Source organism: Photorhabdus sp. RM71S (assembly GCF_042879355.1).
In the GTDB taxonomy this organism is placed as follows: domain Bacteria; phylum Pseudomonadota; class Gammaproteobacteria; order Enterobacterales; family Enterobacteriaceae; genus Photorhabdus; species Photorhabdus kayaii.
In genome coordinates this window covers 76611-96964 of sequence record NZ_JBHFKV010000013.1, presented here as the reverse complement: position 1 = coordinate 96964, position 20354 = coordinate 76611, and the positions used below count along the sequence as shown (strand labels likewise).

At 42.5% G+C, this 20354-nt stretch carries 19 protein-coding genes, 1 pseudogene and 1 other annotated feature; of the genes and pseudogenes, 1 reads left to right on the top strand and 19 read right to left on the bottom strand.

Annotation, left to right across the window (positions count from 1 at the left end; all coding sequences use genetic code 11):
* Positions 1 to 104: pseudogene (locus tag ACGF5R_RS09745) on the bottom strand (IS30 family transposase); the annotation flags it as partial.
* A 75-nt stretch (positions 105 to 179) separates the two neighbouring features.
* Between ACGF5R_RS09745 and ACGF5R_RS09740 the strand changes: the two are divergent.
* Positions 180 to 1184, top strand: a complete 1005-nt coding sequence (locus tag ACGF5R_RS09740) for an IS110 family transposase (RefSeq protein WP_387690633.1) — start codon at positions 180 to 182, stop codon at positions 1182 to 1184.
* A 685-nt stretch (positions 1185 to 1869) separates the two neighbouring features.
* Here the strand turns inward: ACGF5R_RS09740 and ACGF5R_RS09735 are convergent.
* The 18 genes from ACGF5R_RS09735 to ACGF5R_RS09650 all read right to left on the bottom strand — a co-directional run bounded on the left by ACGF5R_RS09735 (position 1870) and on the right by ACGF5R_RS09650 (position 20347).
* Positions 1870 to 2355 (bottom strand): C40 family peptidase, encoded by a 486-nt coding sequence (locus ACGF5R_RS09735; RefSeq protein ID WP_112875736.1) that lies wholly within the window; start codon positions 2353 to 2355, stop codon positions 1870 to 1872.
* Positions 2356 to 2460: 105 nt separating this feature from the next.
* A complete protein-coding gene (arnF, locus tag ACGF5R_RS09730) occupies positions 2461 to 2841 on the bottom strand; it encodes a 4-amino-4-deoxy-L-arabinose-phosphoundecaprenol flippase subunit ArnF (RefSeq protein ID WP_112875735.1) in 381 nt (126 codons plus the stop codon).
* Positions 2838 to 3179: a 4-amino-4-deoxy-L-arabinose-phosphoundecaprenol flippase subunit ArnE gene (gene arnE / locus ACGF5R_RS09725; RefSeq protein WP_112875734.1), complete on the bottom strand. Its 342-nt coding sequence runs from the start codon at positions 3177 to 3179 to the stop codon at positions 2838 to 2840. The genes arnF and arnE overlap by 4 nt, the downstream gene beginning before the upstream one ends.
* Complete coding sequence (gene arnT, locus ACGF5R_RS09720) at positions 3176 to 4837, bottom strand: lipid IV(A) 4-amino-4-deoxy-L-arabinosyltransferase (protein ID WP_112875733.1); 1662 nt, start codon at positions 4835 to 4837, stop codon at positions 3176 to 3178. Before arnT ends, arnE begins: the two co-directional genes overlap by 4 nt.
* Positions 4838 to 4844: 7 nt before the next feature.
* The gene (gene arnD, locus ACGF5R_RS09715; protein WP_112875732.1) at positions 4845 to 5738 is read right to left on the bottom strand and encodes a 4-deoxy-4-formamido-L-arabinose-phosphoundecaprenol deformylase; all 894 of its coding nucleotides are present in this window, start codon (positions 5736 to 5738) and stop codon (positions 4845 to 4847) included.
* Positions 5738 to 7720, bottom strand: coding sequence for a bifunctional UDP-4-amino-4-deoxy-L-arabinose formyltransferase/UDP-glucuronic acid oxidase ArnA (arnA, locus tag ACGF5R_RS09710; protein WP_387690631.1), 1983 nt, complete (start codon positions 7718 to 7720; stop codon positions 5738 to 5740). Before arnA ends, arnD begins: the two co-directional genes overlap by 1 nt.
* On the bottom strand, positions 7721 to 8698 hold the full coding sequence (gene arnC / locus ACGF5R_RS09705) for an undecaprenyl-phosphate 4-deoxy-4-formamido-L-arabinose transferase (protein ID WP_112875730.1): 978 nt from the start codon (positions 8696 to 8698) through the stop codon (positions 7721 to 7723).
* Positions 8699 to 9844 carry a UDP-4-amino-4-deoxy-L-arabinose aminotransferase gene (gene arnB / locus ACGF5R_RS09700; protein WP_262979972.1) on the bottom strand — a complete coding sequence of 382 codons (1146 nt, stop codon included), beginning with the start codon at positions 9842 to 9844 and terminating at the stop codon, positions 8699 to 8701.
* Positions 9845 to 9981: 137 nt separating this feature from the next.
* On the bottom strand, positions 9982 to 10734 hold the full coding sequence (btuD, locus tag ACGF5R_RS09695; RefSeq protein WP_387690639.1) for a vitamin B12 ABC transporter ATP-binding protein BtuD: 753 nt from the start codon (positions 10732 to 10734) through the stop codon (positions 9982 to 9984).
* Positions 10735 to 10768: 34 nt separating this feature from the next.
* Complete coding sequence (gene btuC / locus ACGF5R_RS09690) at positions 10769 to 11776, bottom strand: vitamin B12 ABC transporter permease BtuC (protein WP_112875728.1); 1008 nt, start codon at positions 11774 to 11776, stop codon at positions 10769 to 10771.
* A 65-nt stretch (positions 11777 to 11841) separates the two neighbouring features.
* Positions 11842 to 12138 (bottom strand): integration host factor subunit alpha, encoded by a 297-nt coding sequence (gene ihfA, locus ACGF5R_RS09685; protein ID WP_011146885.1) that lies wholly within the window; start codon positions 12136 to 12138, stop codon positions 11842 to 11844.
* A gap of 4 nt (positions 12139 to 12142) precedes the next feature.
* Entirely contained in the window at positions 12143 to 14530 is a 2388-nt protein-coding gene (gene pheT / locus ACGF5R_RS09680; protein WP_387690629.1) for a phenylalanine--tRNA ligase subunit beta, read from the bottom strand.
* 15 nt (positions 14531 to 14545) lie between these two features.
* A complete protein-coding gene (pheS, locus tag ACGF5R_RS09675) occupies positions 14546 to 15529 on the bottom strand; it encodes a phenylalanine--tRNA ligase subunit alpha (protein ID WP_112875726.1) in 984 nt (327 codons plus the stop codon).
* A 212-nt stretch (positions 15530 to 15741) separates the two neighbouring features.
* Positions 15742 to 15866 (bottom strand) — a sequence feature (Phe leader region).
* A gap of 104 nt (positions 15867 to 15970) precedes the next feature.
* On the bottom strand, positions 15971 to 16327 hold the full coding sequence (gene rplT / locus ACGF5R_RS09670) for a 50S ribosomal protein L20 (protein WP_011146888.1): 357 nt from the start codon (positions 16325 to 16327) through the stop codon (positions 15971 to 15973).
* A 41-nt stretch (positions 16328 to 16368) separates the two neighbouring features.
* Positions 16369 to 16566, bottom strand: coding sequence for a 50S ribosomal protein L35 (gene rpmI, locus ACGF5R_RS09665; RefSeq protein ID WP_011146889.1), 198 nt, complete (start codon positions 16564 to 16566; stop codon positions 16369 to 16371).
* Between the two features lie 97 nt (positions 16567 to 16663).
* Entirely contained in the window at positions 16664 to 17203 is a 540-nt protein-coding gene (gene infC, locus ACGF5R_RS09660) for a translation initiation factor IF-3 (protein ID WP_112875725.1), read from the bottom strand.
* 3 nt (positions 17204 to 17206) lie between these two features.
* Entirely contained in the window at positions 17207 to 19135 is a 1929-nt protein-coding gene (gene thrS, locus ACGF5R_RS09655; RefSeq protein ID WP_112875724.1) for a threonine--tRNA ligase, read from the bottom strand.
* A 579-nt stretch (positions 19136 to 19714) separates the two neighbouring features.
* Complete coding sequence (locus ACGF5R_RS09650; protein ID WP_112875900.1) at positions 19715 to 20347, bottom strand: transglycosylase SLT domain-containing protein; 633 nt, start codon at positions 20345 to 20347, stop codon at positions 19715 to 19717.
* Positions 20348 to 20354: the final 7 nt, after the last annotated feature.

The window sequence follows — 20354 nt, the reverse complement described above, 5'->3', positions numbered from 1 at the left end:
GGGCTTCGCTTAAGTGACTCAGCAATGAAAAGCTGTGAAAAACCCGCTTCTCTTAAACTGGAAATCTGGTATCTTTCTGTTTCGGTCAGTTGTGTATAGGCCATAGTGCATAATGAGATGGTCTTCCCCACCCTGTAAGCGATACTCTTATAGGGTATTTTCTTTCTGGAGAGGCCATCATGCAAAACGTCACACTTATTGGTATCGATCTCGGCAAGCATTCTTTCCATATCCATTGTCAGGACAAATTCGGCAAGACTATGCTGCGTAAAAAATTTACCCGCACAAAATTAATGGAATTTTTAGCTGGGTGTATATCGACTACCGTCGTGATGGAAGCTTGTGCGGGTGCACATTTTATGGCTCGCCGGATCGCTGATTTAGGCCATGATGCGAAGCTGATATCTCCACAGTTTGTTCGTCCTTTTGTCAAAAGTAACAAAAATGATTTCGTTGATGCAGAGGCGATATGTGAAGCGGCATCACGCCCCTCAATGCGTTTTGTCCAGCCGAGAACGGAGACGCAACAGGCGATGAGAGCACTGCATCGTGTCAGAGAATCACTCATCAGAGATAAGGTAAAGACCACTAACCAAATGCACGCCTTTTTGCTGGAGTTTGGTATCAGTTTGCCAAAAGGCGAGGCGGTCATTAAACGGTTATCTCTGGTTCTGGCAGAACACGACGTGCCCGATTATCTGAGCCGTTTGCTGATGAAATTACATGCCCACTACCTTTATCTTGTCGAGCAAATAACGGCGCTGGGATCAGAATTAAATCAGTCCATCAGTGTAGATAACACCGCTCAACGCATCATGACAATTCCGGGTGTGGGGCCAATTACGGCCAGCTTACTCTCATCCCAGCTCGGTGATGGCAAACAATTTTCATGCAGCCGCGATTTTGCTGCCTCGATGGGACTTGTTCCCCGGCAATACAGTACGGGAGGGAAACCTACCCTGCTAGGTATCAGCAAACGCGGCAACAAAAATTTGCGCCGATTACTGGTTCAGTGCGCCCGCGCGTTTATGATGCGGCTTGAGCATCAGCATGGCAGACTTGCAGAGTGGGTTCAGGTACAACTCAGCAAGAAGCATTCGAATGTGGTTGCCTGTGCGCTGGCTAACAAGCTGGCACGAATAGCCTGGGCAATCACCACTCGGCAAAATGAGTATCAGGCCTAATAGATACTGACTGACTCAATAAATTGATGATTAAACAGTGAAATACACGTTACCCATCTGGTTTTGCGAAGACTGATTATTGATGACATGAACGGCCAATCGGCCTGATGATAAACCTAAAAAGGAAAGTGGCTTATTGAAGCCGAGTGCATTTTAAGGTTCATCAGGCGCGGAACTCATCGTGGCGCGGGTATCCATACTCATAGAGACGCCGGATAGATTTAAGCAAGCCAACCATACATCAAAATTAGTGTTGCAAAAACGGGGAAGACCATAGATTTTCCTTTGGCGAGAAAGATGCCTACTATAGCAACTGACCGCCCTTCTGAAAAATTGCACTTATTAGTCGAATCTGCCAAATAAATAAATAAATAAATAAATAAATAAATAAATAAATAAATAAATAAATAAATAAATAAATAAACATTATAACCAGTTCCATGTGTATTAAAGAACTGGTTATTTATTTTTAAACTTTTTTAACTAATATATCTTAAATCAAAATCAGGTATTACCTGACCAAGTTAAATATAATATGGATGATTTATTGTCATAAAATAATTATTGTTTTCGATGGTTAAAATTCAATTAATAAAATTAAAATTACTGATATTAATTGCTGAGATTTAAATAAAAATGCTATCTTAATAAGAATAATTTTTACAATTCGCGGATAAAAGCGGACTTAAATTCTCCGAGCTTGCCAAAAAGCTTTTTTCCAGTAAACATTATTCATAGATGAACGAGTAACACCTTTATGGGTTGATGCATGAATAAACTGGTTATTGGCATCATAAATGCCAACATGTAACCCATGTTCGCCACTAGCTGTTTTGAAAAAGACCAAATCACCCGGCATTAAATCGCTTTTATCAATGCGAGTCCCTAATTTTATTTGCCCACCGGTAGTACGAGGTAATTGAATATCAAACCGATCACTGAAAGTACGGTAAACAAAACCAGAACAATCTACCCCCCGACGATCCATTCCACCATAATGATATGGTGTACCACGCCATTGATTAAGCTGCTCCTTAAGCTGAGCAATCACCATGATTGGATCAGAAAGCGCCGTCTTTAACACCGGAGCCGGAGTCCTGGGGGCATGACTGGAACAGCCAATAAGTAACAGACTGAACAATAAGAGTAACTCTTTTATTCTTATTATCATTAACCCCTCCTCATAAAATCAGCAAAACAAGGTGACTCTATCCGGAACTCAATAAAAAAACAAGTCTGTACTTTAAGTAAAACAGTTAAATAGTTTTTCCCTTCTTCATTCTGGACGGCTAATCAGCCAGACACCATATAAAATAAAAATCACGCCCGCAGTTTTCAATAATGTGATGGTTTCATTAAACCAAGGCAATAAAGCCACCATTAAATAGACAAAGACATAACTTAAGCTTATTAACGGATAGGCTTTATTTAATGGTAAATATTTTAGCGTAAATAACCAACACAACATAGATAATAGATATCCAGCCAGACCAGCCATTACCGCCACCAGAGAATGGTGATGACTCCATAGCCACTCAATATCAAACCAATGCAAACCAAGATTCAACGCTGGCAAATTGACAACACCCCATTTCAGTAATAACTGGGCTATTGTCACCAGTAATACACTAACCAATCCCCAAATATAACCTTTCATTCATTCAAACTCATCAGCAAAATTCCCAACATGATAAACACAACCCCACTCCAATGTTTTATGCCCGCTTTTTCCTGATAGAAAAATTTCCCCGCCAAAGTGACCAGAATAAAATTTATACTCAACATTGGATAAGCAATTCCTAACGGCAATATCTGCAATAGACGAAGCCAAAATAACATGCCAACAGCCAATAGAATCACAGCCCCTATTAACCATTTCAGCGCAGATGCCCGCTGATAAACATCACTGCGCCAACACATCACAGCCTGTTTCTGACATAACTGACCAGCACATGTCAGTAAGCTAATCAGCAACAATAAAGTGAAACTTATCATGGTCGCTTCTCATAAACCAAAATAGCAAAGCGATAATTGCGACTAATTTGATCTGCCTTTGGCAAATCAGGTAATTTTTCATTTTTATATAAATGAAAGAGTACTGATACCCGCCCTTCTTTACGCGCTTTCGCTAACCATTGCGGAAAATCTTTATAGCTGATATATCGATATTGGCTATCTGGATAATTCAACCCATATTCCAGCTCTCCCCAACGTTCAAACATATAAATATCACTACGCTTCATCTCCCAAGCGACACTGGTCGCAAGACCAACACTTTCCGACAGGATATAGCGACTGTCTGCAAGTTCCTGATGGTGTAACTTAATAAAGTTCTGCGGTAATTTGGAATTAACGGTATTTTCAGGCAAAGCATTACCTATCACTAAACTGACAACAATGGAGCAAAATGCCGCCCATAACCAGTATTTCCCATTCAACGCAAAACACAGATAACCGATAATTCCCCAAATACCAAAAGCAACAATCGCTAAAACCCATTTAAGCCATTCTGATGGCTGATATAAAGAGTGTTTTGTCACTACTTCCATAGCAAACAGAACTATTACCGCCAGCAGACCAAGAAATACGTTAACCATTCCATTGATCTTAAGTAACTCCATCTTGCCATTTTTAACGCAATCGACACCAAATTTAGCCATCATCATTGCCAATGGCGCCATACAGGGCAGGATATAAGTTGGCAATTTTCCCTTCGCAATACTGAAAAATAACAATGGCACGACAAACCAGCAAAGTAGAAAAAACATTTCAGGATTGGATTTTCTTTCTTTCCAACTTTTCATCACCGCCCCAGGTAATAATCCCAACCACGGGATCACACCAAGAATAAGAATGGGTATGTAATACCAGAACGGTGCAATATGCTGTGCATCATCGGAAGAAAAACGCTTAATATGTTCAACCCAGAAGAAATAGTGCCAGTAATCAGGCTCACGTAGGGCAATTGCAATCACCCACGGTAAACTGATTGCTATCGCCGAAATAATGGCAAGTGGGCCAAAGCAGACTATTTGCAGGACCCGCTTCTGATAAATGACAATGGGCAACATCACAATGACCGGAACAGCCAATGCCAGAAACCCTTTAGTCATAAAACCCATACCACAGCACAAACCGAGCACCAAATATGCCATTATTCGCCGTCTGGTACAGTCTGTTTTTACCCCCCAGAAGCTACACATCATGGCAGCCGTTACCCACAAAGAAAACATCGGATCGAGTACGCTATAAGTGCCAATGGCAAATACCAGAAACATTGAGATGTAGATAAGGCTAGTAGCAAAAGCAATATGCCGGTTATGCCACATCATCATAGCAAGTCGATATAATAAAATTGCGCTGATAAAAATACAGAAAACCGATCCAAAACGGACAGCAAAATTATTATCACCAAAAATCCATTGGCTAATATTATTAATCCAATAACCCGCTACAGGCTTTTCAAAATAACGAATATCCAGCAAATACGGAACAATCCAGTCTCCTCGTTGCAGCATTTCACGACTGATTTCTGCATAACGGGTTTCATCAGGCTGCCATAATAGGCGGCCATTCAGGGGTAATAAATAGGTAAGGATAAAAAAAAGAGCCATCAAAAAGGCCCCAACCTTACACGCCCGGTTATTTAACATAGATAAGTTAAGCCTCTTGTTGGCATCCTAACCACCCTTCTCTACCGGGAAATTCAGAACGAACAATTCTCCCAACAGGAAGTCGCTGTATATTTTCAGGCAGCAGATGACTCAATGCACAAAATTGTATGTTTTCCTGATGAACCATTTCCAACAGCGTTGCAAATTCTGTGGACTTGGACATCCCTTCAACTTCCGTATGGATGGTATATACCGGAACTCCCTGGCTGTTTTTCATTTTATCAAAGATAAACTGGTTAAAATCTTCATCTTTAACCTGAATTCCTATCACTTCGTCATAAGTTGGCAACGTCACCGGAATTTGTACGGTACCAAGAGTACCATCAGGCAAGATGGGTCTGAATGGATGAGTTCCCCGACAATCGCTGTTGTAGTCAAAACCAAACTGTTGCTTTACCGCGAGTACGCGTTCATCAGCCCGCCAACCCGCAACAGCAGAACACGTTACCCGTTGGCCGATTGCCTGAACCAATGCATCCACTCCCAATTTAACCTGCTCTGTTAACTGAGCTTCAGACCAACGGCCAACTTTCGCCTGCCAACGCTGATGATCCCAGGCATGCAGACCCACTTCATGGCCTGCATTCAGCGTTTGTTTCATCAAGTAGCCTAAATCTTTAGCAATCTTCTTACCCGGCCATGCAGTCCCCGCCAGTAAAATATCAAGACCATACAGAGATGCTGCATTTGACCTCAACATTTTCCATAAGAATTTTGGCCGTAAAAGACGCCACAAATGGCGCCCCATATTATCCGGCCCAACACTAAAGAAAAAACTGGCCTGAATCTGATGTTTTGCCAAAATTTTGAGCAGTTTCGGTACTCCTTCAACGGTTCCTCGATAAGTATCCACATCAACTCTCAAGCCAATTTGTTTCATTAATTTTTCCCTAATTCTTCCACTTCACCACGCAAGAAGAAATCCAGTGTTTCATTTATCGTCTGTTTCATGTCAATGGTTGGTTTCCAACCTAGTAACCGCTCCGCATTTTTAATACTTGGCTTACGGTGTTCAACATCCTGATAACCTTTACCGTAGTAACTGCCACTTTCAATCTTTTTAAATCCAGCAAACGGAGGAAAATGATCTCTCAATTCATGGTTTTCAAAGCTATCAAGTAATATTTCTGCCAATTGGCGAATACTGGCTTCATTAGTTGGATTACCAATATTGATAATTTGACCGTCACATAGCCCATCTCGGTTTTCAATAATACGGAACAGCGCCTCAATACCATCATTAATATCAGTAAAACAGCGTTTCTGTTCGCCACCATCTACTAGTTTGATCGGTGAGCCTTCAACTAAGTTCAATATTAATTGTGTGATCGCTCTGGAACTGCCAATACGTGCGGAGTTCAAATTATCCAAACGTGGCCCCATCCAGTTAAATGGACGAAATAGTGTGAATTTGAGTCCCTCTTTCTCACCATATGCCCAGATAACACGATCCAGCAATTGTTTTGATACAGAATAGATCCAACGTTGTTTATTGATTGGACCAACAATCAGACGAGAGTCATCTTCATCAAATTCTTTATCATCACACATTCCATAAACTTCTGATGTGGACGGGAATATAATTCGTTTATTGTATTTAACGCAATAACGGACAATCTTTAGATTCTCTTCAAAATCCAATTCAAATACACGCAACGGATTACGGGTATATTCAATTGGAGTCGCAATGGCTACCAATGGCAAAACGACATCACACTTTTTAATGTGATATTCAATCCATTCAGTATGGATATTGATATCACCTTCAATGAAGTGAAAACGCGGATTACCAATAAAACGCTCAATGGCGGAAGAACCGATATCCATACCATAAATATCATAGTTGCCATCACGTAATAGACGTTCTGTTAGATGATTACCGATGAAGCCATTCACACCGAGAATTAATACACATTTCCGGTGGTTAATTTGAGTGGTTGCCTTTGGGCCAACACGGATATCAGTCACCATGCTCATATCTACTGCCAAGCGATAGCCCTGAACATACAAACCCGATTCACTTTGCCCATTGATAATTTCTAACGTACCTTTTCCACAGGCAATAATTAACGGATCTACCGATAATACTGTTCCCGGCTGTTTGTCATGCGCCTCATTCAACGGGCAGGCACGCCAGATAGTAATCTTACGCTCACCTAAGAAAGTAAATGCCCCAGGATATGGCTCAGTTACTGCCCTGACAAGATTGTTAATTTCAGTGGCTGATTTGCGCCAGTCAATCTCACCATCCGCGGCAGTACGACGCCCAAAGTAAGTTGCCTGACTTTCATCTTGAGGTATGGCAGGATAAATTCCCGCTTTGATCTGCGGTAATACTTGATTAAGCAGTTTTTCCGCTGCTTCACGAATTTTACCGTGCAAAGTCAACGCGGTATCTGTCTCTGCAATAGCAACCTTATGCTGAGCAATAATATCCCCTGCATCAGGTTTCAACACCATTTTATGCAGGGTTACACCTGTTTCCACTTCACCATTCAAAATCGCCCAGTTAATCGGGGCACGGCCACGGTATTTTGGCAACAGTGAACCGTGCAGATTGAATGCACCTGTGCTCGCCAGCGATAAAATATCTTCACTCAACATATCTCGGTAATAAAAAGAGAAAATCACATCAGGTTTCAGTTCCCGGATACGTTCAATCCAAAGAGGATGGTTAACATTCTCTGGCGCAAAAACCGGCAGGGCCAAATCTGCACTTAAACGGGCAACAGAAGAGAAAAAATGGTTTTCATTAGGATCATCTGTATGGGTAAATACCGCCTGAATATCAAAACCCGCTTTAGTTAAAGCATTGATCCCGACACAGCCGATATCATGATAGGCAAATACAATTGCTTTCATTTAGTACTCTTCCTGGTTGTCGTTGGTCTTTTTATCTCCGACCACTTTTTGAATAAAATAACGTGGGCGTGCACGAACATCGTTATAGATACGGCCTATGTATTCACCTAATAAGCCCATCGCGACGAACTGCGCGCCAATAAATATGAAAAGGAGAGCAAACAGAGTAAATACCCCTTCTGCTGCCCATATGGCACCGAAAATCAGACGTAAAACCATCAATAATACAGCCAGCAAAAAACCAGAAACTGCAATCACACTTCCTACCACACTCAGTAAACGCAAAGGTGCTGTTGTCAGGCAGGTTAGCAAGTCATACATCAGATTAATCAGCTTCATGAAACTATATTTGGAATCACCAAATTCACGCTCTGCATGAGCGACATCAATCTCAATGGTTTTACGGGCAAAAGTGTTTGCCAGAATAGGAATAAAGGTGCTGCGCTCATGGCACTGCAACATGGCTTCAACAATATGGCGACGATAGGCACGGAGCATACAGCCATAATCACCCATAGAACGGCCTGTTGCCTTAGTAATCATCGCATTGATGATTTTTGAAGCTGTTTTACGGAACAGAGAATCCTGCCGATTAGCTCGGCGAGTACCCACAACGTCATAACCTTGTTCAGCTGTTTTAACAAGACGGGGGATCTCTTCTGGCGGATTCTGTAAATCAGCATCAAGCGTAATAACTAAATCGCCATTGACCTGATTAAACCCCGCCATAATTGCTGAATGCTGACCATAATTACGATTAAGTAAAATTGCGATAATATGATTTTCAGGTTGTTCCGCGGCCTGAATCAGAATTTCCGCAGATTTATCACTACTACCATCATCAACCAGAATAAGCTCATATTCCTGAGTCAATTGTTTACAGGTTGCTAAGGTTCTTTCCAATAAAAGAGGCAAACTTTCTTCTTCGTTATAAATTGGAATAACAACAGAAACTTTTTTAATTTGTTCAAATGACACTTATCTGTGCTCCGAAATAATTTCTTGTAAAGCATCAATGACACGATCTACATCATCATCACTCATATCAGGAAAGAGTGGCAATGAACAGAGTGTTACTGAATTCCATTCTGATTCAGGTAATGACAACTGTGGATACCGATCCCGATAATATTTTTGTGTATGTGCAGCTCTGAAATGCAAACCTGTGCCAATATTCTTATTTTTCAAACGTTCCATTAATGTGTCGCGATCAATGCCACAAACATCCTTATTAACCCGCACCATAAATAGATGATGTGCATGAATATGCTCATAATCGGGCACACTTAACATCTGCAAAGGCGAATCTTTTAATGCCGCTGAATAACGAGCGACAATTTGCCGGCGGCGAATATTCATTGATTCCAATTTACTTAATTGCACGACAGCAATCGCAGCGTGAATATCAGATAAATTATATTTGTAACCCGGTTCTACAACTTCCGCCTGTGGTCTCCTGCCTTGAGTCTGACGATCAAAAGCATCAATACCCAATCCATGAAACTTTAGACATCGAATTCGTTCAACAAGTTCATTGTTATCAGTAGCAATTAACCCCCCTTCTGCACAAGTGGCATTTTTTATGGCATGAAAAGAGAAAATCGCGGTGCCATGCTCACCAATCCATTCATTCTTATAACGGGTTCCTAATGCATGAGCAGCGTCTTCAATCAATGGAATACCCGCCTCCTGAGCAATTCCACGCAATATATCTAAATCACAAGGCGCACCGGCATAGTGAACCGGAATAATCGCTTTGGTTCTGGAAGTAATCGCCTTTTTCACTGTCTGCGCGTCAACCATTAAAGTATGACGATCAACATCAATCATGATTGGTTCAGCACCAAGCAAACAGATCATATTTATTGTGGAAACCCAAGTTTGAGACGGTGTAATCACTTCATCACCAGGGCCAATTCCCAGTGCCATTAGTGTCAGATGCATACCCGCCGTCGCCGAGGCCAAAGCAACCGCATGTTTGCAACCAAACATGCGGCAAAAGTCCTGTTCCAATTGATGATTTTGCGGGCCTGTTGTAATCCACCCCGAACGAAGAACTTTCTCTACTGCCTGAATTTCTTCATCACCCATCGCAGGACGAGAAAATGGAAGAAAACTATCCATAAAACACAGTCCAATTCATTCATAATATAACGATATATTAGATGACTATATTTGAACGAATCGTAAACACAGGTATGATTTAGCAAATTAAGTGGAAATTACAATAGATTCACGGCAGGTACGTACATAAGGCTGGACTATAATTCAGGCAAAAAAACCCGCCAATATTTATCTGTCTTTTCTGGCACACATTTGATATCAGCGGCAAAAACTCTGGAGAGCGTATTTTCTTTCATTACCTCATCCGACTTTCCATTCGCAACCAGTGATCCATTAGCAAGCAACCATATCCGATCAGCTTTATCATAGCTATGATTGAGATCATGACCACTCATGACTACAGTTCCACCGAGTTCACAGAATTTCTTTATCAACAGATCAAGTGCCGCGACCTGAGTGATATCAAGATTATTCGTAGGCTCATCCAAGAGCAATAATTTGCCTTCCGAATTGATTGATGGCCAGACTTGTAAAAAAACTCCGGTTAATCGCACCCTTTGCCATTCACCACCAGATAGATTGCCTACAGGTGTCTCTAGAAACTTTCCCAACTTAAAAAAGGAACAGAGTTCTGACAACACACCGTCACAATTAACAAGATGGGCTGCTAAATGCAGTCGCAAATATTGAAAAACCGGCATTATTGGCACAGAAGAAATTTGCTGGCTAAGCCATGCTCTGTAGCGTGCTAATTGGCAGTGACTATATTGACTAAGGCACTTTTGTTGCAAATCAATTGCACCACTATAGGGTAAAATACCGGCCATACAAGCCAATAGTGTACTTTTTCCTGAACCATTCGGCCCAATGATATGTATCTGTTCACCTTGTTGTACCAACGCTGTCAGCGGCATTAATCGGTTTCGTACTGATACCTGATTGAGAGCCATCAACTGATTAGTCACTTGCACATTATTCACTTTTTTAACTCCAGTCTCTGACCCTCAATAATAACCAAATGAAGACTGGCGCACCCAATGTTGCAGTCACAACGCCAATCGGTACTTCTGCATTATTCAAGCTAAGACGAGATAGCAGATCAGCCAGCAATAATCCATAACCGCCGGATAGAACACAGGCAGGCAGTAGAGTTTTATAATCTGTTAGGCCGCATAAACGCAAAATATGTGGAATAACCAAACCAATAAAGCTAATTGTTCCAGCAAGTGCAACACTTAACCCTACCAACAACCCAACAGCAAAGACAAATAAATTACGCCAATAATAAAGTGAGATACCTAGCTGTTGGGCCTGTGTTTCTCCCAGTGAAAGAAAATTAAGTACTTTTCCTTGTCTGCTCAACCAAATAATCAAAGGAAACAAAGCGACTACCAACCATTGCTGCCGCCAGTCTATTCCACTGAAACTCCCCATCATCCAATACATTAGCTGACGCAAGTCCAGGCTAGTACTAAAATAAACCATCCAGGTCATTAACGCACCAGAGACAACACCAAAAGCAACCCCTACCAACAACAAACGGGCATTATTCAGATAACGATTTCTTGAAAAGGTCAGCAATATCATTGTGACGGTCAGAGCACCGAGCACAGCGCCAATACTTAATAACCAGAACGGAGCAATGCCATGAAACATCAACACCAAAAACACCACCACCACGCCAGCACCATTACTGACCCCCAATAGCCCAGGTTCCGCCAACGGATTTTCAAACAGTGCCTGCATTACTGCACCCGCCACAGTCAGGCTCGCACCTACAGCAACGACAGCTAATACACGAGGAAAACGTAACTGCCACACAAACAATTGACCTGTTTCAGAAAACCATTTATTAGGCCAGATCCAATTTTCCCCAGCACAAAGCGAGAGAAAAAAAACGAGTAAAAATAAACACGTGAGAATTGCCAGAAAACGATAATCATGTCTTTTCTGACGAGTCACTAATTCAGTGATGGAATGAGTGGATTGCATGGTAAATCAAGCTCATGAGGGAGGATCATTTAAGAAAAAGGCCGCTATTGATGCGGCCTTTTTGATTATTCTTTAGGTGTGGCTTTCTCAACCCTGCTTTTTAACTTCTGACCAGGACGGAATGTCACTACTCGGCGAGCTGTAATCGGAATGTCCTCACCAGTCTTAGGGTTACGTCCCGGACGTTGGTTTTTATCCCGTAAATCAAAGTTGCCAAATCCAGACAATTTTACCTGCTCACCATTCTCCAAAGAACGACGCACTTCTTCAAAGAATAATTCAACCAGATCTTTAGCATCACGCTTGCTAATTCCCAGTTTCTCAAACAGATTTTCTGACATTTCAGCTTTAGTAAGCGCCATAAGTTCAGTCCCTCAAGGATGCTTGGAATCGCTGTTTCAGCACTGCAACACATTTATTAATCGTCGCAGCAATCTCTTCTTCTTCCAGTGTACGCGCGGTATCCTGCAAGATAAAACTTATAGCAAGGCTCTTATGACCCTCTGCTACACCTTTACCACAATACACGTCAAACAAGTTTATGCCAACTATATGATTTACGCCAACTTTCTTGCATTCAGCCAAAACATCTTCTACAGCAACATTTTCAGGCACCACGATCGCAATATCACGACGGTTTGACGGGAAACGTGAAATCTCTTTCGCATCAGGAACCACGCGGCTTGCCAGCTTGTTCCAGAGTACTTCGAATACCACGGTGCAGCCATTTAAGTCAAGTTTGCGTTCCAATTCTGGGTGAACCACACCAATATATCCGATGTATTCATTTTCCAAATAAATCCCGGCGTTTTGACCTGGGTGCAACGCCGGATTTACATCTGCTCTAAAAGAAATCTTAGATAATTTTCCAGTTAACTCTAGAACGGCTTCCAAATCGCCTTTCATATCGAAGAAATCAACGGACTGTTTTTCCAGTGACCAATGCTCTTCAAAACGATTTCCTGTAATAACCCCCCCTAGCATCAGCTCCTGACGAATACCCTGATCAGCATTTTCATCAGGAACAAAACACAAGCCAGTTTCAAACAAGCGCACACGGTTTTGCTGGCGGTTCTGGTTATATACCACCGTTGTTAACAAACCAGTCAGCAGAGATAAACGCATTGCTGACATATCCGCTGAAATTGGGTTAGGCAGCATCAACGCTTGTTGCTGTGGATGTAACAGTGCCTGAGTTTTGGGATCAACAAAGCTATAAGTAATTGCTTCTTGATAACCTCTATCAACGAGCATCGTTTTAACACGTTGCAGGGAAAGATCCGCTTCACGATGTTTTTTCATGATAAGATCTGCGTGCATCGGTACATCTGGAATATTGTTGTAACCGTAGATACGGGCAACCTCTTCCACCAGATCTTCTTCAATCTCCACATCAAAACGCCAGCTTGGTGCAACCGCTTGCCAACAATTTTCCTGAATAGTGACTTTGCAACCTAAGTGGGTCAGGATGTCACCAACCTGTTCATCAGGTATATAGTGACCAATCAAACGATCCAGTTTTTCACGACGCAATGTGATTGTCGCAGATTGAGGCAATTGAGATTCATCAGTAGCATCAATAATCGGGCCGGCTTCACCACCACAAATATCAATCAACAATTGAGTTGTTCTCTCTATTGCTTTGTGTTGTAACTGAGGATCAACTCCACGTTCATAACGGTGAGAAGCATCAGTGTGTAAACCATAACGACGAGCACGGCCAGCAATCGCTAAAGGAGCAAAAAATGCGCACTCAAGTAAAATATTTTGCGTTTCTTCATTCACACCTGAATGTTCACCGCCAAAAATACCAGCCATTGCAACAGCTTGTTTTTCATCAGAAATAACTAGGGTATCAGTAGAAAGATTGGCTTCTGTACCATCCAGCAGCACCAATTTTTCATCCTGCTTCGCCATGCGCACAGTGATTGAGCCATTCAAGCGCTCCAAATCAAACGCATGCAATGGTTGGCCTAATTCAAGCAATACATAGTTAGTCACATCGACAATCGGGTCGATGGAACGGATACCACCACGACGTAATTTTTCACGCATCCATTGTGGTGTTGCCGCTTTCACATTAATGTTTTTAATTACCCGTCCCAGGTAACGTGGACAAGCTTCTGTTGCTTCAACACGAATAGGGAAAATAGCATCTGTTGTCGGTTTTACTGCCTCAATTTGTGGCTCAGATAGTGGCATTTTATTAGCAACCGCCACATCACGCGCAACCCCTATAATACTTAGGCAGTCAGCGCGATTAGGCGTAACACTAATTTCAATGACCTTATCATCCAGCTTCAGATATTCACGCAGATCAACACCTAAAGGAGCATCAATTGGCAATTCAATAATACCGTCGTGATCCTCAGAAATACCCAGTTCAGAAAAAGAACATAGCATCCCTTCAGAAGGCTCACCTCGCAGTTTTGCCGCCTTGATTTTGAAATCACCCGGTAATACAGCACCCACGGTTGCTACTGCAACTTTCAACCCCAAGCGGCAATTTGGCGCACCACAAACAATGTCCAGCAGTCGTTCACCGCCTACATTCACTTTTGTTACCCGTAGCTTATCTGCATTTGGATGCTGAGCACATTGAACAACTTCACCGACAACCACACCATGAAATTGACCGGCAACGGCTTCAACGCCATCAACTTCCAGACCTATCATGGTAATTTGATCAGATAATGTTTCACTGCTAATGGCTGGATTTACCCATTCGCGTAACCAGAGTTCACTGAATTTCATGAGATATTCCCGCCCTTATTTAAACTGTTTGAGAAAACGCAGATCATTTTCGAAGAACGCGCGCAAATCAGTTACACCGTAACGTAACATTGTCAGACGCTCCACTCCCATGCCGAAAGCAAAACCAGAATAAATTTCAGGATCAAGGCCAACATTATGCAATACATTAGGATGAACCATACCGCAACCCAACACTTCCAGCCATTTGCCGTTTTTACCCATTATATCAACTTCCGCCGAAGGTTCTGTAAATGGAAAGTAAGAAGGTCGAAAACGAACCTGCAAATCTTCTTCAAAAAAGTTAGTCAGGAAATCGTGCAACGTTCCTTTCAGGTTGGTAAAACTGATATCACGATCAATAATCAAACCTTCCACCTGATGGAACATGGGCGTGTGTGTCTGATCGTAGTCATTACGATACACGCGCCCCGGTGCAATGACGCGAATTGGCGGCTGTTGACTGTGCATAGTTCTAACCTGAACACCTGAAGTCTGAGTACGCAACAGACGCTTGGCATCAAACCAGAAAGTATCATGATCAGCACGTGCAGGATGGTGAGCAGGAATATTCAGCGCATCGAAATTATGATAATCATCTTCAATCTCAGGGCCTGATTCTACAGAAAACCCTAATTCACCAAAGAAAGTCTCAATACGCTCTATTGTGCGGTTAACCGGATGTAGTCCACCATTTTCCATACGGCGACCCGGCAATGATACATCAATCTTTTCCGCTGCTAAACGGAAGTTCAGAAGGTCAGTCTCCAGTTTTTCTTTACGGATATTTAGAGCTTCCTGGACTTCTTGCTTAGCCTGATTAATAACCGCCCCTGCTGCTGGGCGCTCTTCGACCGGCAGATCACGCAGCGATGACATTTGGAGAGTTAAATGGCCTTTTTTGCCTAAATATTCAACACGCACCAAATCCAACGCAGCAACATCCTGGGCATCTTCTATGGCTGCTCTTGCGTTTGCAACCAGTTCAGCGAGATGTGGCATCGTTTTCCTCTTCCTTCGGCCTAACGGCCTGCTAGTAATGATCGTTAATGACCTCTATATATACCCGTTATCTTTCAAGTTGCCTCTTTGTTGGCTGCACTCGCTCACCCCGGTCACATAGTTACCTATGCTCCCGGGGATTCGCTCCCTTACCGTCGCGAAGCACCTTGAAATCCATAGGGTATACCTATTTCTGTTTTTACTGTCATAAAAACAAAAAAGCCTCCACAACGGAGGCTCAGGCGCTACTTTTCGTTTCTTTTCTTACGCGCAAAGCCCCCTGAATTCAGGTGCTAAAGTAAAAAAAGATGCGAAAAAAAGCTAAAGACATAATGTTAGTTCTCTCAGAGTAAAACTCTTTTTTGGCAACGACTCTCTCTCGTAAGCTACATCTGACAACAAAGTAAAAGAGGGAGCATGCCCCCCTCTTACTACTCTAACTTATGCCAGAGCGCTCTTCGCTTTTTCAACTAAAGCAGCAAATGCCACTTTGTCAAACACAGCGATGTCAGCCAGGATCTTACGGTCGATTTCAATAGAGGCTTTTTTCAGACCATCGATGAAACGGCTGTAAGACAAACCATTCTGACGTGCAGCAGCGTTGATACGTGCAATCCACAGTTGACGGAACTGACGTTTACGCTGACGACGGTCACGGTAAGCGTACTGCCCTGCTTTAATTACTGCCTGAAAGGCAACACGGTAAACGCGCGAACGGGCACCGTAGTAGCCTTTCGCTTGCTTTAAAATTTTCTTGTGACGTGCACGGGCGACAACACCACGTTTTACGCGAGCCATATACTTCTCCTATCGTCTCTGAGTTCTAATCTAAAAATTGCTTATGCGTACGGCAAGCAAGCAACAACCAGGCCCAGATCACCTTTGGAGACCATGCCCTTTGGACGTAAATGACGTTTACGCTTGGTTGATTTCTTAGTCAGAATGTGACGAAGGTTAGCGCGCTTACGCTTAAAACCGCCACTTGCAGTTTTTTTAAAACGTTTAGCGGCGCCGCGTACTGTTTTAATCTTTGGCATTTTAATTTCCACTTCGCATTGTGAATTACAATGAATTAATCAGGCGAACAAGCCCCAACCAGATGAACCGACTGGAGCTTATTACTTGATTGCCTAACTATTTCTTCTTAGGAGCGAGCACCATTATCATCTGACGGCCTTCAATCTTCGAAGGGAAGGATTCGACTACCGCCAATTCATCCAGATCGTCGCGAATGCGGTTAAGCATTTCGATACCAATCTGTTGGTGTGCCATTTCACGCCCACGGAAACGCAGGGTGATTTTGGCTTTATCGCCATCTTCCAGAAAACGAACCAGGTTGCGTAGTTTGACCTGATAGTCGCCTTCATCTGTACCAGGACGGAATTTAATTTCCTTAACCTGAATAACTTTTTGTTTTTTCTTCTGCTCTTTGATCGACTTACTCTTCTCATAGAGGAACTTGCCGTAATCCATAATACGGCAAACCGGCGGCTCGGCATTCGGGCTGATTTCAACTAAATCAACACCCGCTTCCTCAGCTTTTTCAAGAGCTTCCCTCAGACTGACAATGCCAATCTGTTCGCCATCTAAACCTGTTAAACGAACTTCAGAAGCGCGAATTTCTCCATTAATGCGATTAGGACGCGCTGTTTGAATTCTTTTTCCGCCTTTAATACCTTATTCCTCCAATTGATGAAGATTACGACTGCGTATTTCTATAAGCAGTTTTTCGATGAACTCGTTAACATCAATGCTACCCAAATCTTTACCACGGCGGGTACGAACGGAAACTTTCCCTGATTCGACCTCTTTTTCACCACAGACAAGCATGTAGGGAACACGACGTAGAGTGTGTTCACGGATTTTAAAGCCAATCTTCTCGTTTCTCAAGTCTGCTTTTGCACGAATGCCAGCATCTTGAAACTTTTTTACTAATTCCTGTACATAATCAGCCTGGCTATCGGTGATATTCATCACCACTACCTGCTGTGGAGCAATCCATGTTGGGAAGAAACCCGCATACTCCTCAGTTAGGATGCCGATAAACCGTTCCAGTGAACCCAGAACCGCACGGTGAATCATTACAGGAACTTTACGTTCATTATTTTCACCTACGTAGGATGCATTCAAACGACCTGGTAGTGAAAAATCGAGTTGCACAGTACCACATTGCCACGCACGATCCAAACAATCATGCAAAGTAAATTCAATTTTCGGTCCGTAGAAGGCACCTTCACCTGGCTGATATTCAAATTGCACGCCATTTTCTTGTAGTGCTGCCGCCAAAGCGTCTTCCGCTTGATTCCATTGTTCTTCAGTACCAATGCGCTTTTCCGGGCGGGTTGACAGCTTAACTATGATCTTTTCAAAACCAAAAGTGCTGTAAACGTCATACACCATCTTAATGCAATTGCTGACTTCCCGGTGAATTTGCTCTTCTGTACAGAAGATATGAGCATCATCCTGAGTAAAACCACGAACCCGCATCAAACCATGTAATGCCCCTGATGGTTCATTACGGTGACAACTACCGAACTCAGCCATACGTAACGGTAAATCACGGTAAGATTTTAAGCCTTGGTTAAAAATCTGAATATGCCCTGGGCAGTTCATCGGCTTAACGCAATATTCACGGTTCTCTGAAGAAGTGGTAAACATATGCTCACCGTAGTTTTCCCAGTGACCCGTTCTCTCCCACATGACACGGTCCATCATAAACGGACCTTTAACTTCCTGATATTGATATTCTTTCAGTTTGGTCCGGACAAAAGTTTCCAGCTCACGGAAAATAGTCCAACCATCATTATGCCAGAATGCCATACCTGGAGCTTCTTCCTGCATGTGGTAAAGATCTAATTGTTTACCAATTTTACGATGGTCACGTTTGGCCGCTTCTTCCAAACGTTGCAGATAAGTATTGAGCTGTTTCTTATCAGCCCACGCAGTACCGTATATCCGCTGCAACATTTTATTGTTGCTATCACCACGCCAATATGCCCCTGCGACTTTCTGCAATTTAAAATGATGGCAGAAACGCATATTTGGCACATGTGGGCCACGGCACATATCAATATATTCTTCATGATTATAGAGACCAGGACGATCATCTCGACTGATGTTTTCATCCAAAATTTGTACTTTATAATCCTCACCACGAGCAACGAAGGTATCACGAGCTTCTTGCCAGTTCACTTTTTTCTTGATGACGTCATAGTCTTTTTTGGCAAGTTCCAACATCCGCTTTTCAAGCAGTTCAATATCTTCCTGCGTCAGAGCACGACCAAGATCAACATCATAGTAAAAACCATTATCAATAATTGGACCGATAGCCATTTTAGTATCTGGCCATAATTGTTTAATTGCATGGCCTAACAGATGAGCGCATGAATGGCGGATAATTTCCAGCCCTGCATCATCTTTACTGGTGATGATGGCAAGATTGGCATCTGAATCGATTAATTCACAAGCATCCACTAGCTCACCATTTACGCGGCCAGCAATACATGCTTTCGCTAAACCCGGACCAATATCACAGGCAACATCCATTACAGAAACGGCATGGTCAAACTGGCGTTGGCTACCGTCAGGAAGAGTAACAACAGGCATTTAAAATCCTTATCTACAGTGGTGACCCACACGAAAGGTCACTTGAAGGAGTTTGATATTCAACTAAAATAACGATTTAAATTATTATCTCGTCAATCCATTAAAGTTTGGTACTAAAATTGGTACACAATGTAAAAAGTGACTACCTTCAATACCGAAACATCGCGAAAATATACCACCAACAACCAGTCAGGTCACGGCGATGTTTAGTATGGGTAAAATCATTTGCATTTATTAGTCGAATCCATCTAATCAAGACATATATAGAAAAACCCGGCATAAGTTATATATGCCAGATTATCATACGGATACAGGATCGTTTTAGTCTATTTAAGCCATTACTGAACCTCTTCGTTACAACCCTCTGCCAACACCATATTTAAAGCCTGAACCAAAACGACTTTATCCTCATTATTCTCTAACAGACTAAAATATGTTCGACCATCACCCCTTTGGTATGCTGGTCGAGCCGGAGGTATAAATCACATACGCCAGATGGCGTGGGGTTAATGCCAGTACTTGCGGGTTGCTATCCGCTCTGGCAAACTCGCGACGCAAATTGCCACGGGCGGCTTGTTGTTAACGATAAGCCTTTTTCACCTTCCACAAATAGCGTGGAGCCTGAGGTGCTGGATGATTATCCTGAACATACCGATAAAACTCATCCGGTGTCATGCTGTTTATTTTATTGACAGCTAATTGACGATCTGCATTAAAAGTACGCAAAAGAGCACCCGCACCATTTACGTAGGCAACAATAGTGGCGTAGTGGAGAGTCTCAGGGTTATCAATACCTGCCAAATGTTGCTCCTTCAAGATACTGATATAAGCAGTGCCAAGATCAATATTAGTTTTAGGATCTTTCAACTCACGAGTTGTTGGCTGACCAGAACGCCCTTTCTGTCGATACACATCCCGCCCTGCTGTCGATGCTTTAATTTGCATAAGACCAATTGCATTCGATTTACTGACTGCATTAGGACGAAAACCGGATTCAACTTGAATAATCGCTCTGATCAGAGTTTCATCAACGCCGTACCGATTGGATGCCTGTTGAATAAAGGTATCAAAAGGCGTCGGCGGGAAAGAAGAAATTCTAGCTGCGTTGGCAGTATTGCTAAGCATACGTTGCTGACCGGACTGTTTACCAACATTTGTTTGCTGAACATTTCTCTCAGCACAACCGACGACTAACAGCACGACCAGTGCCATAAAGCTC